This window comes from Paenibacillus oryzisoli (assembly GCF_001653565.1).
Lineage (GTDB): Bacteria > Bacillota > Bacilli > Paenibacillales > NBRC-103111 > Paenibacillus_E > Paenibacillus_E oryzisoli.
Map to the genome: position 1 here is coordinate 445,533 of NZ_LYPB01000050.1, position 18,378 is coordinate 463,910.

17 protein-coding genes are annotated in these 18,378 nt (G+C 45.3%); 6 read left to right on the plus strand and 11 right to left on the minus strand.

Going from position 1 to position 18,378, the window contains the following annotated elements:
- The first annotated feature begins 38 nt into the window (after positions 1-38).
- Genes A8708_RS09960 through A8708_RS09980 form a run of 5 tightly spaced genes read left to right on the plus strand, consistent with a single transcriptional unit; the run spans position 39 to position 6,036 of the window.
- Positions 39-1,577 (plus strand): spore germination protein, encoded by a 1,539-nt coding sequence (locus A8708_RS09960; protein ID WP_082927401.1) that lies wholly within the window; start codon positions 39-41, stop codon positions 1,575-1,577.
- A complete protein-coding gene (locus A8708_RS09965) occupies positions 1,574-2,674 on the plus strand; it encodes a GerAB/ArcD/ProY family transporter (RefSeq protein WP_068663321.1) in 1,101 nt (366 codons plus the stop codon). The genes A8708_RS09960 and A8708_RS09965 overlap by 4 nt, the downstream gene beginning before the upstream one ends.
- Positions 2,671-3,792: a Ger(x)C family spore germination protein gene (locus A8708_RS09970; RefSeq protein ID WP_082927402.1), complete on the plus strand. Its 1,122-nt coding sequence runs from the start codon at positions 2,671-2,673 to the stop codon at positions 3,790-3,792. The genes A8708_RS09965 and A8708_RS09970 overlap by 4 nt, the downstream gene beginning before the upstream one ends.
- 22 nt (positions 3,793-3,814) lie before the next feature.
- Positions 3,815-4,915, plus strand: a complete 1,101-nt coding sequence (locus A8708_RS09975; protein ID WP_068663322.1) for a GerAB/ArcD/ProY family transporter — start codon at positions 3,815-3,817, stop codon at positions 4,913-4,915.
- Positions 4,912-6,036, plus strand: a complete 1,125-nt coding sequence (locus A8708_RS09980) for a Ger(x)C family spore germination protein (protein WP_068663323.1) — start codon at positions 4,912-4,914, stop codon at positions 6,034-6,036. Before A8708_RS09975 ends, A8708_RS09980 begins: the two co-directional genes overlap by 4 nt.
- Positions 6,037-6,127: 91 nt before the next feature.
- Here the strand turns inward: A8708_RS09980 and A8708_RS09985 are convergent, their stop codons facing one another.
- From A8708_RS09985 to A8708_RS10030, 10 genes are all read right to left on the minus strand, one after another.
- Entirely contained in the window at positions 6,128-7,009 is an 882-nt protein-coding gene (locus A8708_RS09985; RefSeq protein ID WP_068663324.1) for a carbohydrate ABC transporter permease, read from the minus strand.
- A gap of 21 nt (positions 7,010-7,030) precedes the next feature.
- Complete coding sequence (locus tag A8708_RS09990; protein ID WP_068663325.1) at positions 7,031-7,912, minus strand: carbohydrate ABC transporter permease; 882 nt, start codon at positions 7,910-7,912, stop codon at positions 7,031-7,033.
- 91 nt (positions 7,913-8,003) lie between these two features.
- Entirely contained in the window at positions 8,004-9,362 is a 1,359-nt protein-coding gene (locus tag A8708_RS09995) for an extracellular solute-binding protein (protein WP_068663326.1), read from the minus strand.
- A gap of 93 nt (positions 9,363-9,455) precedes the next feature.
- Positions 9,456-10,265, minus strand: coding sequence for a response regulator transcription factor (locus A8708_RS10000; RefSeq protein ID WP_068663327.1), 810 nt, complete (start codon positions 10,263-10,265; stop codon positions 9,456-9,458).
- 17 nt (positions 10,266-10,282) lie between these two features.
- Positions 10,283-12,067 carry a sensor histidine kinase gene (locus tag A8708_RS10005; protein ID WP_239696621.1) on the minus strand — a complete coding sequence of 595 codons (1,785 nt, stop codon included), beginning with the start codon at positions 12,065-12,067 and terminating at the stop codon, positions 10,283-10,285.
- Positions 12,068-12,119: 52 nt separating this feature from the next.
- Positions 12,120-12,461: a hypothetical protein gene (locus A8708_RS10010; protein WP_068663329.1), complete on the minus strand. Its 342-nt coding sequence runs from the start codon at positions 12,459-12,461 to the stop codon at positions 12,120-12,122.
- Positions 12,462-12,615: 154 nt separating this feature from the next.
- The gene (locus A8708_RS10015; RefSeq protein WP_068663330.1) at positions 12,616-13,725 is read right to left on the minus strand and encodes a nitric oxide synthase oxygenase; all 1,110 of its coding nucleotides are present in this window, start codon (positions 13,723-13,725) and stop codon (positions 12,616-12,618) included.
- A gap of 14 nt (positions 13,726-13,739) precedes the next feature.
- Positions 13,740-14,069 carry a hypothetical protein gene (locus tag A8708_RS10020; protein ID WP_068663331.1) on the minus strand — a complete coding sequence of 110 codons (330 nt, stop codon included), beginning with the start codon at positions 14,067-14,069 and terminating at the stop codon, positions 13,740-13,742.
- Positions 14,070-14,103: 34 nt separating this feature from the next.
- Positions 14,104-14,802, minus strand: a complete 699-nt coding sequence (locus A8708_RS10025) for a pirin family protein (RefSeq protein ID WP_068663332.1) — start codon at positions 14,800-14,802, stop codon at positions 14,104-14,106.
- Between the two features lie 114 nt (positions 14,803-14,916).
- Positions 14,917-16,995, minus strand: coding sequence for a sensor histidine kinase (locus A8708_RS10030; protein WP_068663333.1), 2,079 nt, complete (start codon positions 16,993-16,995; stop codon positions 14,917-14,919).
- 108 nt (positions 16,996-17,103) lie between these two features.
- Between A8708_RS10030 and A8708_RS10035 the strand changes: the two genes are divergently transcribed.
- Complete coding sequence (locus A8708_RS10035; protein WP_068663334.1) at positions 17,104-17,766, plus strand: response regulator transcription factor; 663 nt, start codon at positions 17,104-17,106, stop codon at positions 17,764-17,766.
- 8 nt (positions 17,767-17,774) lie between these two features.
- Here the strand turns inward: A8708_RS10035 and A8708_RS10040 are convergent, their stop codons facing one another.
- Positions 17,775-18,137 carry a response regulator gene (locus A8708_RS10040; protein WP_068663335.1) on the minus strand — a complete coding sequence of 121 codons (363 nt, stop codon included), beginning with the start codon at positions 18,135-18,137 and terminating at the stop codon, positions 17,775-17,777.
- Positions 18,138-18,378: the final 241 nt, after the last annotated feature.

The following is an 18,378-nucleotide window of genomic DNA, read 5'->3' on the forward strand; positions in this document are numbered from 1 at the left end:
AATAAAAGTAAAATATGGGATGAGCGTGGTGAATATCGATGCTATTTTCAAACTTGTTCGGCCAGAAGAAGTATCGTTCGATTCAAGAGCAAGTTAATCAACCACCTAGCAACACCATAAGCACATCTTTGGTGCAAAATATAACCTATTTACATAGTCAATTCAGTCAAACCCCCGACCTGGTTGTGCGCCATTTTATCATTAAGAAGTCTGAGGACCAGGCAGCATTAGTCTATCTAAATGGACTTGTAGATAAAAACGCAATTAATAACAATGTGCTCCGCCCACTGCAATCTGAAACGGGAACAGGGAATGCGCTTGACGATATTTCGATACATGTAGGCCAAATTCAAAGCTTGTTTACTTGGCCGCATGTCGAGAATGCTATCTTCCAAGGTAATAGTGTACTCTTTGTTAATGGGTGGACCAAAGCCTCCGCTTTAGCGACGCAAGGCTGGCCGCAACGGTCGATTGAAGACTCACAGATCGAAACTTCTTTGAAAGGAGCGCATCAAGGCTTTGTTGAGACAGGCAGTCAGAATATTGCCTTAATCCGTCGCTATATTCAAAACCGCGAATTAAAAATTAAGGAAATAGTGGTAGGGCGAAGAGGAAACACCTTAGTTTCTATTTTATATTTAGCTGATGTTGCTCACCCTGAGGTGTTGCAGGAACTGGAAGACCGCATTGGGCAAATTGATGTCGATGCCATTCTGAATACAGGTGAGTTAGCCGAGTTTATCGAGGATAATCCGTATTCGCCATTCCCTCAATTCATTACAACAGAAAGACCAGATGCGGCAGCTTCACAAATATTGCAAGGCAGAATCGCTGTTGTCGTAGACTGTTCACCAAGCGTATTGATAGCACCGGCAGCATTTGTGTCGTTTTTTCAAAACATCGACGACTACAGCACCCGTTGGTCGATCGCTACTTTTATACGACTGCTGCGAATGTTTGCATTTTGCGTCGCGATTTTTTTGCCAGCGTTTTACATTGCCGTCATTTCCTATAATTTCGAGATCATCCCCGTTAAATTATTACTAACGATTGGCGAGTTCAGAGGTCGCGTACCCTTCCCGCCGTTTTTGGAAGCGATCATCATGGAGCTAACGCTAGAGATGATGCGGGAGGCTGGGGTGCGTCTGCCTGCACCCGTTGGGCAAACTGTTGGCATAGTCGGAGGCATTGTTATCGGACAAGCCATCGTTCAGGCAGGATTCATCAGCAATACCATGGTCATTATCGTTGCATTTACAGCCATTGCCTCTTTCATCCTGCCTAATTATGATATGGTCGCAGCCGTCCGGCTTATCCGCTTCGGCATGATGATAGCTGCGTCCATGTTCGGCTTTGTTGGCATCATTATTGCGTTGATGACCATGATCGGGCATCTGATTGCACTTGAATCCCTTGGAACACCATACGGTACTCCATTTGCACCGGTAAGACTTGCCGATTGGAAAGATACGTTCTTCCGTTTACCACTGTGGACAATGGGCAAGCGACCTTTAAGCACAAGAGCAACTCAAGCGCAGAAGCAAGGATCAAATCGTCCAAAAGGTGATGGGAAATGAAGAAATATGCATTCAACGAGATCACCTCTATGCAATATATTTTTCTCAATAGCGGCATTCAAATTAGTGTTTTCTTTTTCTCGATGCCACGCAAATTAGCCGAAAAGGCAGGTACCGATGGCTGGATCGCACTCATTATCGGCTGGGCTGTTACGGTAGCAGCAAGCTTGGTTGTTATTCAGGTGATGAAAAAGTACCCCGATGGCACATTGTTCGATCTGCTCTCACGATATTTGGGCAAATGGACAGGCAAGACGGCCGCCTTCTTGTATGCCCTTTATCTCTTTTATTACGCTTACACGGGGCTCGTTCAGGCGGTACTGCTTACGAAAGCATGGCTTTTGCCGCAAACATCGGCATCTATCGTCATGCTGTTATTGCTCATTCCAACTTATGTGATTGCGCGTAATGGACTTCGCGTCTTGGGCAGATATGCGGAATTCATTTTTATAATCTCCTGCTGGATACCGTTCGTGTATTTATTTGTGCTCAAGGATGCCAACTGGCTCAATCTGTTTCCCCTCTTCAAGGAAGGATGGATGCCCGTATTCTCAGCGGTACCTACAACATTCTTTTCGTATATCGGATTCGCTACTACGTTTATTTTGTATCCGTTCTTGAAGAACAAACAACAGGCTTCTACCGCTCTTGTGATCTCCGATACACTGACGATGTTTGGGTATTTGTTTATTACCATTATCTGTTTTGCCTATTACAGCCCGTATGAAATTCAGAATTTAAATGAACCCATAATCAGTATCTTAGAATCAATCGAGTTTAAGTTTGTAGAACGAATAGGTGTGCTGTTTATCGCATTTTTTTTACTTATTTTTTCATTAGCATGGATTCCCGCTATCTACATGGGCGTGTTCTGCACGAGCTGGTTGTTCGGAAAGCAGGACCATCGCAATCATTTGCGGATATTGTGGTTCTTCCTTGCCCTGGTTACATTTTTCTTCATACCAACATTTAACCAGAGTGATCACATGAGTGATTTTCTCACTCGCGTTGGTTTTGGAATTGAATACCTTTTTCCTAGTATCTTACTTATCTATTTATGGATGCATGACCGTTTTCAGAGGAGGAAGCGCATGTGAACAAAGGAGTCCTCCTAATTATTCTTATCGCGATGGTCATCGTCATCATTCCGGGCTGCAGTGACAGGTTAGATATAGAGGATACCACCTTTTCCTTATTAGTCGGTTTTGATCTCGATCAGGAAAACGAGTTAATTGAATATAGTACATCTCCCGTATTCAGTAAAAATGCCGAGAAAAAAACGCTGGAACTTCAGGTAAAAGCAAAGACGAATCGTCAGTCCAGGGAAAAAAATGACAGTTATACAGATGGTGTTTTTCAAGGCAGAAGTATTCAAGTCGTACTGCTATCCAAGCGATTTCTACAGCAAAAAAATTGGTTCCAATTAACGGATGTCTGGTTTCGTGACCCAAGAAATGCGTTTACGCCAAGAATCATTGCTTTCGATGGACCTCTCGCTGAAATCATAGACCTAAATCCGAAAGATCAGCCGATACTGCCCCTATTGCTGCGAGAAATGATCGATACGAAGGACGCCAGATCGGAAACGGTGAATACGAATTTGCAAGAACTTCACGAACAATTAAGTGAAACGGGTGAGACTCCCTTCATCGCTGAAGTTCGTGTTAAAGATAAACAGATTGCGATGACAGGTGTAACACTGCTAGATCATACAGGGAATTTCGCAGATTCTCTGAACATACAGGAAAGTGTTCTACTGCGAATATTGCAAAATAGTACAAGAAAAACCGTCAGCTTAACAATCCCCATTCCGGGTGAAACAAAGGTCGGGCCGTTTCATACAAACAAATTAAGTTTAAACGCCGAAAACATCAAGGTGAAAATCAAGACATCCTACCTCAGGGACAACTTTCAGTTCGATATGCACATTTCCATGCGCATTGGCTTATCGGAGCTTATGTTTCCTTATGACGTGCGAAGTCATGGAAAAGAATTAGAAAATAAGATATCCGTTCAAATCCAAAAGCAGTTGGAAAGTCTCATCAAGAAAATACAGGGGGATAAAATCGATCCGATTGGGCTTGGGTTCCACGCACGGGCGCACGAATATAGCCATTTCAAGAAGGTAGAAGATCATTGGGGAGAAACGCTGGCCAAGGCCGACATTCATGTTTCCGTGAATACAATCATAGGCGCTATGGGAAGAGTGAAATAAACGCTTTAGAGGAGGACAGCAAGTGAACAAATATACAATGAATGAAATCACCCTCATGCAGTATATCTTTCTCAACTTTGGTATGGTAGTAAGCTTCAGCTTTTTGTCGCTGCCGCGAGTATTAGCCGAACATGCAGGTACGTCAGGCTGGATCACTCTTATCATCGTTTGGTTGATCTCTACTGCAGCGAGTTTGATCGTCATACAAGTAATGAAGAAGTACCCAGATGGTACCTTGTTAGATCTACTGTCGGCGTATATGGGCAAATGGGCAGGCAAAGTGGGAGCCATCCTATTTGCTCTATATCTTTTGTACTATGGTTACACCGGTCTCATCTATACCATATTGATTACCAAACAATATCTACTACCACAAACGCCAGCGTATATCATTATGCTTCTGTTGCTCATTCCCACTTATGTCATTGTGCGTAACGGCCCGCGCATTCTGGGCAGATATGTGGAAGTGATTATCCTCCTTTCATTATGGATCCCCTTCGTTTATCTGATTCCGCTAAAAGATGCTCATTGGCTCCGTCTGCTTCCTGTGCTAAAGGATGGATGGAATCCTGTGCTCTCCGCCATACCTAGCACTTTCTACTATCATTTAGGTTTTTCAACCACGTTTATTCTCTATCCTTTTCTGAAAAACAAGCAGATGGCATCAGTCGGAATTGTTATCTCGTATGGACTTACGATGCTCATGTATTTGTTCATTACCGTTATCTGTTTCGTATATTTCAGTCTAGATGAAATTACGACGTACAACGAACCGACAATCAATGTGTTGAAAACGATTGAGTTCAAGTTTATAGCACGGATCGAAGTGTTATTTATTTCGTTTTATTTACTTATCTTTTCATTATCATGGATACCGACGATGTACATGAGCGTTTTTTGCACAACTTGGCTATTCGGAAAGCAAGATCACCGCAATCATTTGCGTCTGCTTTGGTTATTCATCGCTGCAGGCACTTACTTCTTCATGCCTACCTCTTTTCAGAGTCAACGAATGAACACGTTGTTTGGTCAGATTGGCTTTGTTGTCGAGTACATGGTTCCTACTTGTTTACTCTTATATGTATGGATACATGATCGCTTGGGGTGGAGGAAGCACTTATGAACAAGCGTCCCCTATTCGTCATTATCATCATTATGATGATAATTATCGCACCGGGATGTAGTGATCGGTTGGACTTGGAAGATTCCACAAACAACCTCTCCCTCGGTCTGGATCTCGACAATGAGAACAACTTGCTTGTATATTTAAACAACCCTTCTTTCGATAGAGATATCAAGAAGACAACACTAGATACCGTAGTGAAGTCTCATACGGTTCGTCAAGCAAGAGGGGAAGAAGATCAATTTGTACCAGGCGTTATTACTGGCAGAAAAGTTCAGGTCTTACTTATCGGGAGACGCATCCTAGAAAATGAAGACTGGTTCCCCCTATTTGACGTTTACTTTCGTGATATGAAAAATCCTTTAACACCTAGAGTTATCGCTTTCGATGGGGCTATCTCCGATATCATATTCCTAAATCCTAAAGATCAGCCGATGTTGCCTTTACTGTTGCGTGGGATGGTTGACACGAAAAGCACGAGATCGGAAACGGCAAAAACAACGCTGCAGAAGCTGCATTGGCAAATGTCTGAGAAAGGAGTGACACCTTATCTCTCCGAAATCCAGTTGGACAATACCAAACATATCAGGTTGGTTGGCACAACACTGCTTAATCATAAAGGGAAATACATGACTTCGCTGAGCACGGAAGAAACCATTTTACTTCAAATATTAAATAAAAACGCCAAGAAGCCTGTTAGTTTCACACTTCCCATTCCTGGTCAAGAGAAAAGCGGTCCAATTCACACAGACCATTTAAGTCTATCGGTTCAAGGAATAAAAACGAAAATAAAAACCTCTTACCATCAGAACAAGTTTCAGTTCGATATCATCATTAGTATGCCTGCCACGATTACAGAACTCTTGTTCCCTTACGATGTACAAAGGAATAGAAAAGAGTTAGAAAAAATAATTTCTGAACATATGCAAAAGCAATTCAGTAACCTTATTAAGAAGATACAGATGAATCAAATAGATCCGATTGGGCTTGGTCTCTACGCCCGAGCTCATGAATATCGCCAATACAAGAAAGTGGAAGACCATTGGGGAGAATCACTGTCAGAGGCAGACATTCATCTTGCGGTTAAGATTAAAATAACCGGTATGGGACCCATGAAGTGACTAGGCTTAGAGGTGATGTGGTTTCGACTCAGGCCTGCAGCGCGGCTTCCGCGCATAAAAATCCCCGATTGCTCGGGGATCCTTTACGGCATTAACCTTTGACAGAACCAGCAGCTATCCCTTCTACGATGCGATTACTGAGCAAGATGAACGCGATCATAATTGGCAAAATACTGATCATCAGGGTAGCGCCGATGGCACCCCAATCCGTCGTATATTGGCCAACGAAATTCTGTACGCCTACGGTTAAGGTCTTATACTTTTCCGAGGAAATAAAGGTATTCACGAAAATAAACTCATTCCAATTGTAAATCATATTGATGATAACTGCGGTAGATAACACAGATGCCGTCATGGGCAGCGTGATGCTGAAAAATATGCGATTCACAGAGCAGCCATCCATAACGGCAGCTTCTTCAACTTCCCTCGGCAGCGTGTAATAGAAGCCGAGCATAATCATGATCGTAATCGGCAAGTTAAAAGCAATGTAGGACAAAATGATCGACAACGGATGATTGGTTAGGTTCATTTTCATAAACATACTGAATAAGGGAATGAGCGTCGAGTGCACGGGAATCATCATCCCGACCATAAACAGACCCAGCACAAAGGATTGCAGCTTCCATTTCATCCGGGTCAAAGCGAATGTCACTAAGCTTGCTAGCAAGACCGTGACCCCCACCGACACTAAGGTCATCCAGACGCTGTTAAAAAAGTAATTATTAATATGGCCTTGCGTCCAGACCTTCTCGTAGTTCTCCCAACGCAGTCTCTCCGGAAACGCCATCGGGGCGAGATTGAATATTTCCTCATTATTCTTCAAGGAGAACAGCATGAGCCACAAGAGCGGGAAGATCTGAATTACGGCGACGATGGATAACACGATATATAGTACGCCATAGCCCATTTGTCCAAGCAGCTTGCTTCGTAGGGGTAGTGCCTGTGCCTGACGACGGGTGGTTTCGAGTTGCATCGGAATCGGATTCTCCTTTCGTTACGAATATTGGATATCATCTTTGGCAGCTGTCGCTTTACGGATTAACCACGTTGCTACGAGACAGATCAAGAGTAAGAAGAAGCCAATTGCGCTGGCATAACCGAAATCATAGCCTTTGAACGCTTTACGGTACATGTAGGAAGCCATTACTTCACTGGATCCGTTAGGTCCGCCGCCTGTCATGACATAGATCAAATCGAAATATTTCAGTGATCCAACAACAGCCAGGACAACCGTTACTTTCATCACTTCCGCGATTAACGGAACGCGAATGGATACAGCGATACGCCATGGACTGGCGCCATCAATGCGTGCTGCTTCGATCAGCGACGTTGGTACATTTTTCAAGGCAGCGTAATAGATCAAAATATAAAATCCAGCGTACTGCCACAAGATTGGCAGGAAAATCGCGTATAATACGATCGATGGATTGGACAACCATTCCGGTGTATGCGTGACCCCCAGCGACGTTAGGATAGCATTCAATACCCCGTTCGTTGGGTGGAATATTTTCAACCATAGTTGGGCGATAGCAACAGAAGAAAGCAGCATTGGGATTAAGTAGATTTTGCGAAAAAAGTTAGCCCCTCGAATGTTTGCGGAGAGTACTAATGCGACTACCAAGTAACCAAGCAGAGAGATTGTTGAGAAAATTGCCAGCAAAAAGGAGTGCTTTGCGCTTCCCCAGAATAATTTATCCTTAAGCAGTTCGGCATAATTATGCAAACCGATGAAACTCATTTTGCCTACGCCATCCCATTTCATAAGCCCGTAGTAGCCCGTCATCATGATCGGCATATAGATCAAGGCTAGCAGCAGGAATAACGAGGGAATCACGTAGATCGCAATCATGGATTTGTTAGACATGACTTTATCCATAGCAGGCACTTCCCTTTCTCACAGCGATTATGACAAAGGACATACCACTTGAAGGGATATGTCCTTTCCCAAATCGTTCGTATTCGTTAGGCTACTTCGCATCCTTCGCCAAAGCATCCTCATGATTCTTCGCAAAGGCTTCCGGTGTTACCGCCTTACCAAACAATGCTTGAATCATATTCAAGTGAACTTCTGCGGAAGCAGGCTTCATTTGAACATCAGCGAATAGCGTAATGTTGCTCGCTTTATTCAGCTCATTCAAGAGGTCAATGTACATTTGCGGCAGCTTCACTTTGGATGTGTCTACTTTGGTTGCTGGAATAACGCCTGCTTCGGAGATCGCGTGCTCGCCCCACTTCGATACGAAGAAGCTGACGAATTTCTTGGACTCTTCCTTCACTTTGGAGTTGTTTGCTACGAACAAGCCTACGCCTGGTCCGCCAACCCAGCTGTCCATATTGCCTTTACCCCCATCAACCGTCGGGAATTTAAAGAAGCCGATTTGATCTTTGAATGCTTGTGGAACATCTTTGTTCGTTGTGTAGTTCGGTAATTCCCACGTTCCCATCATATACATCGCGGCTTTGCTGTTCATGAACTCTGCTTTACCTTCGTCGTTGCCAAGTCCATTGAAGCCTTTGTTGAAGGCATTCATGTCGACAAGTTGAGAAATTTCCGAAGCTGCGCGAACTAAACCAGGATCGTTGAAGGAACCTGTACGGTCAATCGCTTTTTTCAATGTTTCGGGGCCACCAATACGGTCAGCCAGGTACATGTACCAGAGTGAACCTGTCCAGCGGTCCTTGTTCCCAAGTGCGATTGGCGCTACACCGTTTGAGCTCAGTGTTTTGACAATATTCTTGAACTCGTCATAAGTCTTAGGTGGTGCAAGGTTATACTTGGCAAAGAGTGCTTTATTGTAGTACACCGGTACGATGTTCAACTCAACTGGAAGACCATACGTTTTGCCGCCGAATGCGTAAGCATCTGTGGTGCCTTTCACGAATTTATCTTTCAAATCACCTTGGAGCAAGTCATCAAGTGGAGCGAACATGTCGCCTTTTACATAAGGATCCATGTAGCCTGCAGCCCATGTGAAGCCCACATCAGGAAGCGCATTTGAAGTAGAGAGCACTTTCATTTTATTCTTGTATTGTTCATTCTCGAGCACTTCCTGCTCAATCGTCACATTCGGATTCGCTGCTTGATACTCTTTGATGATATCGTTTACAATTTTGTTTTGCGTTGCGGAGTTTCCTGTCGGCCATAGGTGCATCATTTTGATGGTTACTTTTTTAGCGGGCTGCACAGTTGCTGCTTCCGTTGCCTTTGCCGTTTCATTCGGCACTGTAGTTGGATTAGCGTTTTCTGTAGAACTAGAGCAGCCCGTCAGTGCCATAGAAAGGCCGAGCATCGTAGTTAGCGACCATGTAAGCGTTTTTCTTACCATGTTTGTTTCCCCCTAATCATTTGTGTGCTACGTGTTTTATTGTAGCGCTTACATAGCTGCCGCAGGGAGTAACAGCTATCGGGTAATATTCCACTATTTCAAGGTATCTATGCGATCATCCACATCCATAATCTGTTTCCGATACTGGTTAGGGCTCGTCCCTTCATATTCTTTGAACAGCTTAATGAAATATTTCGACGTCTGGTAGCCAACTTGCTCCGAGATATCCGCAATCGTTAATCTGGTTTGCAGGAGCAGTTCCTTCGCCTTCTGGATCCGGTTTCTCGTCACATATTCACTGAAAGTGAAGCCGGTTTGTTCTTTGAAAAGAGCGCTGAAATAGCTCGGATTCAGGTGAATCTGGCTGGCTACCTCGCTCATGCCGAGGGGCTCTTGAAGATGTGCCTCCACGTATTGGATGGCCTGTTGCACGGGGGCGCTGTAATTTTTGTCGGCGGTCTTCGCCTGCATCAAACGCGGGTCCACCATTTTCTCCATCGTTTCAACGCGGCCTCGTTCTTCTTCCATGCGCAGCGCCTGCTGGACGGCATCGATCAACTTGCTTTTCTGTATGGGCTTGAGCAGATAGTTAACAACACCTAATTCAATCGCTGTTTGGGCATATTGAAAATCTGGATGGCCGGAGATGATGATGACTACTGGCTTGTGGGTGAAACCACGCGTGCCTTCCACGATTTGCAAACCGTTCATTTCGGGCATACGGATGTCTGTAATCAAGAGATGAATCGGCCTCGTTTGGAGAATCTCCAAGGCTTCCGTACCGTTGCTGCAGCTAAGTATCTGATAGCGCCCGATCGACCAAGCTTCTAAGGTTTTGCGAATGCCTTCTCGTGTTAAAGGCTCGTCATCTACAATTAGTATCGTTTTCCCCGATTGAATCATCGTTGTCCTCCTCAAAGTTATTCATCAGAAGTACTGTTCTCATAAGCATCTACTCCAATCGGAATATCAAAGGAGACACTGGTTCCTTGCTGTGGAGCACTCGTAATCGTTAACCCCCGATAGCGGTCTGGATGCCCCGGATAATACAGCTGAATGCGTCGCTGCACATTGGCTATGGCCATTCCTTTACCTTTCCCAGATGAGGTACCCACACCTCCCTGCTCCATCGATGCTTGCACCGCTTGCAGGGTTTGTTCATTCATACCCGGTCCATCATCACTGACGGTAATGCGCAGCTCTGTAAGTTCGAGTGGCGAACGCTCCGTACGAATCGTGATCAGTCCTGGCCCTATTTTACCTTCCAAACCATGCAAAATCGCATTCTCCACTAATGGCTGAATAAGCAATTTGGGAATATTCACATGATTGTAGGCATCCTCGCAATCAATTTCCCAAACGAGGCGCGTACCGAACCTGACACTCATAATGCTTAGATAGCGCTTAATGTGCTCCAATTCCTGGCCTATGCTTACCCATTCATCTTTATTCGGGTTGCCGATGACATAACGGAATAAGTCAGACATCGCAACAACTAGATCGGCGAGCTCTTCTTCGTCCTTCTCCTGTAAGGACCAGTACAGCGCTTCTAAAGTGTTATATAAAAAATGAGGATCAATCTGCGCTTGCAACGCCTGCAGCTCGGTTCTGCTTTGAATGACTTCCTTCTCGTATACGAGCTTGATCAGCCGATTAATATTATCCACCATTTGGTTGTAGGTCATGTTCAAATCATTCAACTCTGCTGTGTAGGAATGCGTTAAATTCGGTGTCAGAACGCCTTGCCTTGTATTTCTCATCGCACGCATCAACCTAAGAATAGGCCTTGTAATCATCGAAGACAACAGAAAGGAAAGGATAATGAAAAGGAACAGCCCGATCGCCCCTGATACGATAATGGCCCAGCGCAGCACGGATACCCCTTCAGTAATGTCGCTAACGGGATATAGAATCATGAGTGTCCAGTTCGTCTGTTCCGAGAGCTGCTTCACGAGAATGTACCGCTTCTGGCCAAGCGTGACCTGCTGCGCATCGTTATGCATCAGTTCACTGATGCTGGTTTGCGTTTCACCCTCCGAGACAATCGGTCTTGCCGAACTGTCCGCTAACAGCATTAACTCACGATGCCCTGTATCGGGGAGCTGGTTTTGGAAATCGAAATAGCTGCGATTCATCCGCACCATCAAGTACCCGCCGTTTGAGAACCAACGGTCAATTAAATTGATCCGACGGATGGCTAGAACCGAGTCCGGATTCTTCGGATCGTTCCCAATCCAAACCAGCTTGCCCTTCTCTTTATCCGCCTGCTCAATCCAATTTGGCTCGACAAGATCCGTTAGTTTCTGTTCATCCAGCGGAAACATGCGCGCCAAGTCCGTCGTATACAACTCTACATTGCTCACACCACTGTAGGCTTGGATATGATTGGCGATTTTCAAAAGTGACTGACGCTCGCTGAAGTTAGGCGCCTTCCCTTGAACCGATGATAAAAACAATTGCTGCAGGTACACATCATTGACAGCCTGTAACGTTAACGTATCAATTTGTGTAATGATCGCTTCCAATCTGCCATTCGCTTGACTGGCGATTTGTTTCATCTGTGTCTCCGCCTTCGTATTGAGGAGGGTGGACACCGAGTTGTACGTAATCGCACCTGCACAGACCAGAACGGTGATCATCACGGCTATAAATCCCGCTAGCATCTGATTGCGCAATGTATTCCAGTTAACTAACTTCTGCCACAAGCGGAAGTCCCCTTTTCGCATAGAGTAAGTGCTTTCAATATGCCAAATCATACTACATAAGAGTTAGTTTGGCTATTAAACTATTGGTAAAAAGGGTGGAACATTTTGGATGCTGTAAGTCGATTTCTTCGACTTGCGTGGGCGCGGCGCGGCCTTTTCGCGGCTGTAAGTCGATTTCTTCGACTTGCGCGGGCGCGGCGCGGCCTTTTCGCGGCTGTAAGTCGATTTCTTCGACTTGCGTGGGCGCGGCGGAGACTTTTCGCGGCTGTAAGTCGATTTCTTCGACTTGCGTGGGCGCGGCGCGGCCTTTTCGCGGCTGTAAGTCGATTTCTTCGACTTGCGCGGGCGCGGCGCGGCCTTTTCGCGGCTGTAAGTCGATTTCTTCGACTTGCATGGGCGCGGCGCGGCCTTTTCGCGGCTGCAAGTCGATTTTTTCGACTTGCGTGGGCGCGGCGGAGACTAAACACCAAAAAGCCCACCCACCTTCACATCAAATGTGAATACGTGAGTAGACTAGTCGACTTGAAAATGGCAGCCTTGTGCAGTAACTAGCGTTTAGCACCGCGGTAAAAGAAATTAGGCAGCTTCACTTCATTCGCGTAATGAGAGTGAAAAATATGCGTCGTTGCTGGAGACAACGGTGGAATCAGCCATGTCCAATCACCCGTGACATCACGCCCGCTTTGCTCCTCGTTGTCTTCAAACCGCTTAAACTGCTTCGCAGCAGTATGATGATCAACAATCGCGACGCCGTGCTTTTGAAAGGAATGCAGCACAGCGACATTCAGCTCCACAAGCGCTTTGTCTCGCCACAGGGAGGATTCGCGCTTCGTCTCGATGCCCATCACCTCCGCTACACGCGGCAGCAGGTTGTATCTGGCCTCATCAGCAAAGTTCCGCGCGCCGATTTCGGTTCCCATGTACCAGCCGTTGAATGGCGCCGCGGGGTAGATCACGCCACCGATTTCGAGAACCATATTCGATACCATCGGCACTGCATACCACTGCAACTTCAATTCGTCGAAGTTAGACAACTCGGGATGCGTGATCGGGATCTCCATAATCAACGACTCGGGAATCTCAAACAGCTGGGGCGCGCGCTCCCCGACTTGAATCATCAGCGGCAGCACGTCAAAGGGAGTACCCGCCCCTTGCCAACCAAGCGCTTGGCATTCCTTCGTGAAAGCTACTGAGATCGGATCGCCAACGATTCCTTGATCTGTCTCATAGCCGGCATAGCGAATCAGCTGCTCATTCTTAATCTGAACAACAGCCTTCCCGCTTCGGGCAGGTGGGAAAATCGTGATGACCGGACGGATTTTGCCGCCGTTCGTCGCAGTTTCGATATGCTGGAATAGCGCTTCGGCTGCTCCAGCTTCTGTCTCTATGTGGCGAGCATCGTGTACACGAAGCGACTCCCAGAACAAGCGGCCAATGCAGCGGTTACTATTGCGCCAAGCCATTTTCGCACCATGCTCCAGCTCTTCAAAGGTGATCTCATAATCACCTTGATAGCGGATGGCTTCTGTGATATCGGCAATTCGCATGGCGATCTGCGCATGACTTTTGCCCAATTCCTCGTAACACTCATGAATAAAACTGCTTGCTTTGGCAATGACTTCCTCTAGTTGTTCTAGTTGTTGATCCTGAATCTTCATGGGTGTAGCTCCAATCATTTCACACTAAACTGGTCGGGAATGTATAAGATATGGGATGTTGCTCGAATTGTCAGCTCCCCCTTGTCCTCATTAAACTGAACGCCATCCTCGTCAACATAGAACCATAATTTCTGTGTTGGCTCATTCTCAATCTCTTGGAACACGAATACGTTTAACTCCTCTTTCCATTTCAGTAGCTCCGCAATCTGCTCAGGTTGTTCGATCCTCACACGAAATACCCATTGCTGGCCTTGCTGCTCGTACGTGTAGGGCAGGGGATGTTTACCCGTATCGATAAACGCGCGGCCACCCACGGCATGCTTCACTAGAAAAGTTTCCTTCATCGCTGCAACCTCCTCTGTCTCTTTCGTTTATGCCTTATGGCAGATCAATTAGCATGAAATGTGTATCTTCCAATGCACGAATGGTGAGCGTCGACTCATGTTGCATACGCGCACTATCTTTCGTTTCCAGAACGGTATCATTCGCCGTGCATTTCCCGCTAACCAACATGAGGAAAATGCGGCGATTCTCGCCTTGCTCGAATTGAAGTTCTTTCCCCGCATCCAGCTTGCTGAGGTAAATGCTCATATCCTGATGAATTTTCGCGATGTGAGGGCCGCCTTCGGGTGTAACGACGGGCAGAAGGTTGTTTATTAAAGCCTCGGGCTCATACGTCACATTTTCAAAAGAGGGTTCCATGCCTCGCTTCTCAGGCATAAACCAAAGCTGAAACAGACTCATCGGCTCCGTTTCCGATGCATTATACTCAGCATGAATGACACCGCTGCCTGCTGACATGCGCTGCACGCCATTGGACGCTGTTACGGCCACATGACCTAGGCTGTCTTCATGTTTAATCGCTCCACTGAGCACGATGCTGACAATTTCCATATCGCTATGGGGATGTGGGCCGAACCCCCTCCCTGCCGCGATATCATCGTCATTGCAGACACGCATTACACCAAAGCTGACATTCTCTTCATCAAAATAATCGCCAAAGGAAAAACTTTTGTGGCTCTTGAGCCACCCCAAATCTGTTGAATTGCGCGTGTTAGCCGGGAATAGTTGGATCACAGCAATCGCCTCCTTTTATAAGTACCTATAGCTTATCATAACTAGGATACGGACTCCATGTCGGAACAGTGGCGGAACCAAGTGGGTTGTGTGAAGAATCGAAAGAATCCGAAGTTACTCCATCCTATATACCGGAAGCGTGAATAAGAATGTACTTCCCTCACCTAATTTACTAACAACACCAACACGACCCTGATGCCGCTCCACGATCTCCTTAACAATGGCTAATCCCAGCCCACTGCCACTGGCGTTCCCCTCTATCTTCCGATAGAAGCGTTCGAACACATGAGATAATTCTTCTTCTTCAATGCCCGGTCCTTGATCCTTCACTTCTATGACAACTTCATAAGGCACGGCATCCCCCTTATCATTCGTAGGAACTATCCTGCAGTTAATGACAATGGTGGAGTTCAAGCTTCGACTAAATTTGACCGCATTCCCCACGTAGTTGTTCAGCACCTGCTTTATTCGCTTGGCATCAGCATCGATCCACGCTTCATTCTTCTCCAGCAACGTTTCTAAACTGCCGATCCGCAAGGTGATATGTTGACTAGCGAGGTCTGCTTTCATCCTGGGAATCAGGTCCTCCATATAACTGCGTAGTTGATATCTCTTGAATTGAAATTGTAGTTGTCCTGACTCCAGCAAGGACAATTCAAACAAATCATCGTTTAACCGCTTGACGTAAGCAGCTTTATCCAAGAGGGATTGAACAAACTCCGGTTGATCTGCTGCATGCACAAGTCCATCCTTCATTAATTGCATGTTCATCTGAATGCCGATTAACGGTGAGCCCATATCATGAGAGATATTCGCCAACATCTCCGTCCTGCTGTGGTGCATCTGAGCCAATTCCTTATTCTTGCGATGTAGATCTGCTGTTCTATCCTCTACTTTCAGCTCCAAAGTCTGATTCAAGAGCTGTAGGTCTGAAGATAAAGCAGCGTTATGATTAAACAATCGCGAGTAGCGGTAAGAGATAATAATCGCCTGCAAGAGAACAAATATAAAGATCGCATCGTATAGAATCTCGGCTGATACAATCATGCGTTGAAACAACATCACATCATTGACACAGGAGATAACGATGATGATGTAGCCAATCATATTAATGAGTGCGCCTTCTCTTCTGCGCTTGACGGCGCAGATGCATACATAACCAATCGTATACATCGAAATCAGTAACATAATGCCGAATTGAATCGGAAGGGTCTTCGTATATACGCTCGCAGGCATGAGGAGGATATACATGCTGAAGACAGAGGTAAGTACATGGGATAAGACGGCTACTCTTCGATTCATTTCTTGAGGAAACATCCGATTCATCAGCATAACTAAGAACATATATGCAATATGCCCTGTCAAATAATCGAGCTTAACAATCGTCTCCCAACTCATGAAAGGAGCTAGGATATCCACCAAATACGTGTCTCTAATCCAGCCCCGCACTCCGATATCTATGGCTAACAAACCGACAAACAAGGTAGAGCGATCGCTTCTGCGAATCCCATAGATAATTAAATGATACAGCCCAATGACGAGTAATCCGCCAATAGTTAGTGCCGCCATCAGTTTCTTCTTCACCATGTAGGCCAGAAGATGATCCCCATCTCCAAACTTAATCTCCTTGATTGCCCCTTCACTTCTAAACCTATAATTGGAAGCTTGAATGACTACTTCCACTTCCGTACTCTTCGGCTCAAAGAAAATCAGTTTCGCCCGCGATTGCGGTACTTCCTCTGTCATCATTTCTCCAACGACCCCAACACCACCAAGCATGTGCCCATCCACCCATACTGTGTACGCACTGGCAATATCGCTTAAAAATAAAGCCTTCTGTTGACCAATTTCATACTTGGACAGTTTGAGCTGCAACCGATAAGTACCTACTTTCACCTCAGTCAACAATTGTTCATTTATCCGCTGTTTGTCCCAAGACTGAGGGATCTGTATATAATCAGGTTCCTCTGCATGACTAGTGATTTGTTCGGGGGTTAGCAATTGATTCTTATAAAAAGCCCACTCCCCTTCAAGCGAGATTGCCTCTATTGGGTAATTAACGGATGATATATCCACCGCTCCATGCCGAACAAGAACATTGTTCTCGGATTCCGCAGTTACGGTCGATCCCCCAGCTAATATAGTAATCGTAAGGATGAATAGGATGAGACCATAGCGGTAGATAACGATCACCTTCTAATTCAATTTGGGAGTTTACGATGATAATCCAAAATATCCATGGTATGATTGTTCTAAACTGTTGTACAACATCATACACTCCCGACCGGAGGATTACTAACATTGAAGACCTTCAAAGTGTTTATCACCGATGACGAAGTATTGATAGGCAATGCTCTCAAAATTGTCATTCAGGCTCAACCGGACATGGAAGTTATAGGTATCGCTACTAGCGGTATAGATGCACTAGCTCAGCTCGAAAACATTCAACCTGATCTTGTTCTGATGGATGTGAGGATGCCTGGCATGGATGGGATTGCATGTACAAAGAAACTGAAAGAACGGTATCCGGAGATGCCCATCCTTATTCTCACAACTTATAATGAAGAGTCTTATATTATCGATGGGTTGGCACACGGGGCGAACGGCTATTTGCTTAAAGGACTGCAATTCTCACAATTAATCGAAACGATACGGAGTACACTTAATGGTCAGTATATTTTACCTGCAGAAGTCGCGGCCAAGCTGTCGCGCTATCTGATGAATACACGAAATGCGCCTCGTGATATCTCTACATTGCCAGCTTCCATCACGGCCAATAATCTGTTTACCACACGTGAACAAGATATTCTGCTTCTGTTAGGAAACCGATTATCCATTCGTGAGATCGCCGATGAACTGCATATTAGCGAAGGAACAATCAAGAATTACCTGACCATCATCTATGAAAAACTGAACGTATCTAGCCGTTATGAAGCTATTACATTATTGAGGGCCAACATCTGAATAGAGCCTCATACGTTCATGAGATTATGAATGGCCTCAATCACTCTTTCTCCCTGCAAAGGCTTCACGAGAAAATCCTTGGCCCCGGACTTAATAGCCTCAAGTACCATCCTTTGTTGCCCCATGGCTGAACACATAATAACTTGTGCCTTGGGGTTGATCCTCTTAATTTCAATAAGAGCCGTAATCCCATCCATTTCGGGCATTGTAATATCCATGATGACTAAATCAGGCATGAGCATTTTATAGTATTTTACTGCGTCTGCTCCGTTTGCTGCCTCCGCTACAACGACAAACCCAGCTGATATTAGCATATCTTTTAACATCAATCTCATAAAACCAGCATCATCAACAATCATAATTGAGTTCATGACTAGCGTATCCCCCACTTTACTATATCGTTATTCATACCCAATCGGCCTGCTTGATCAATGTGTCTTCTTTCTCATTTCGCTAACCCTATTATAGATGGACCAGATAATTCATTTAAGTGACAAAAGGTCACAAATTTATTGAAGCTACCGTGGCAACTGTGACGAATCATGTAGAATAAGAGGCTATCTCAAAAGTCTAAGTAGACTTATTGAAACGCCTCTTTCGTTATTGACCCAT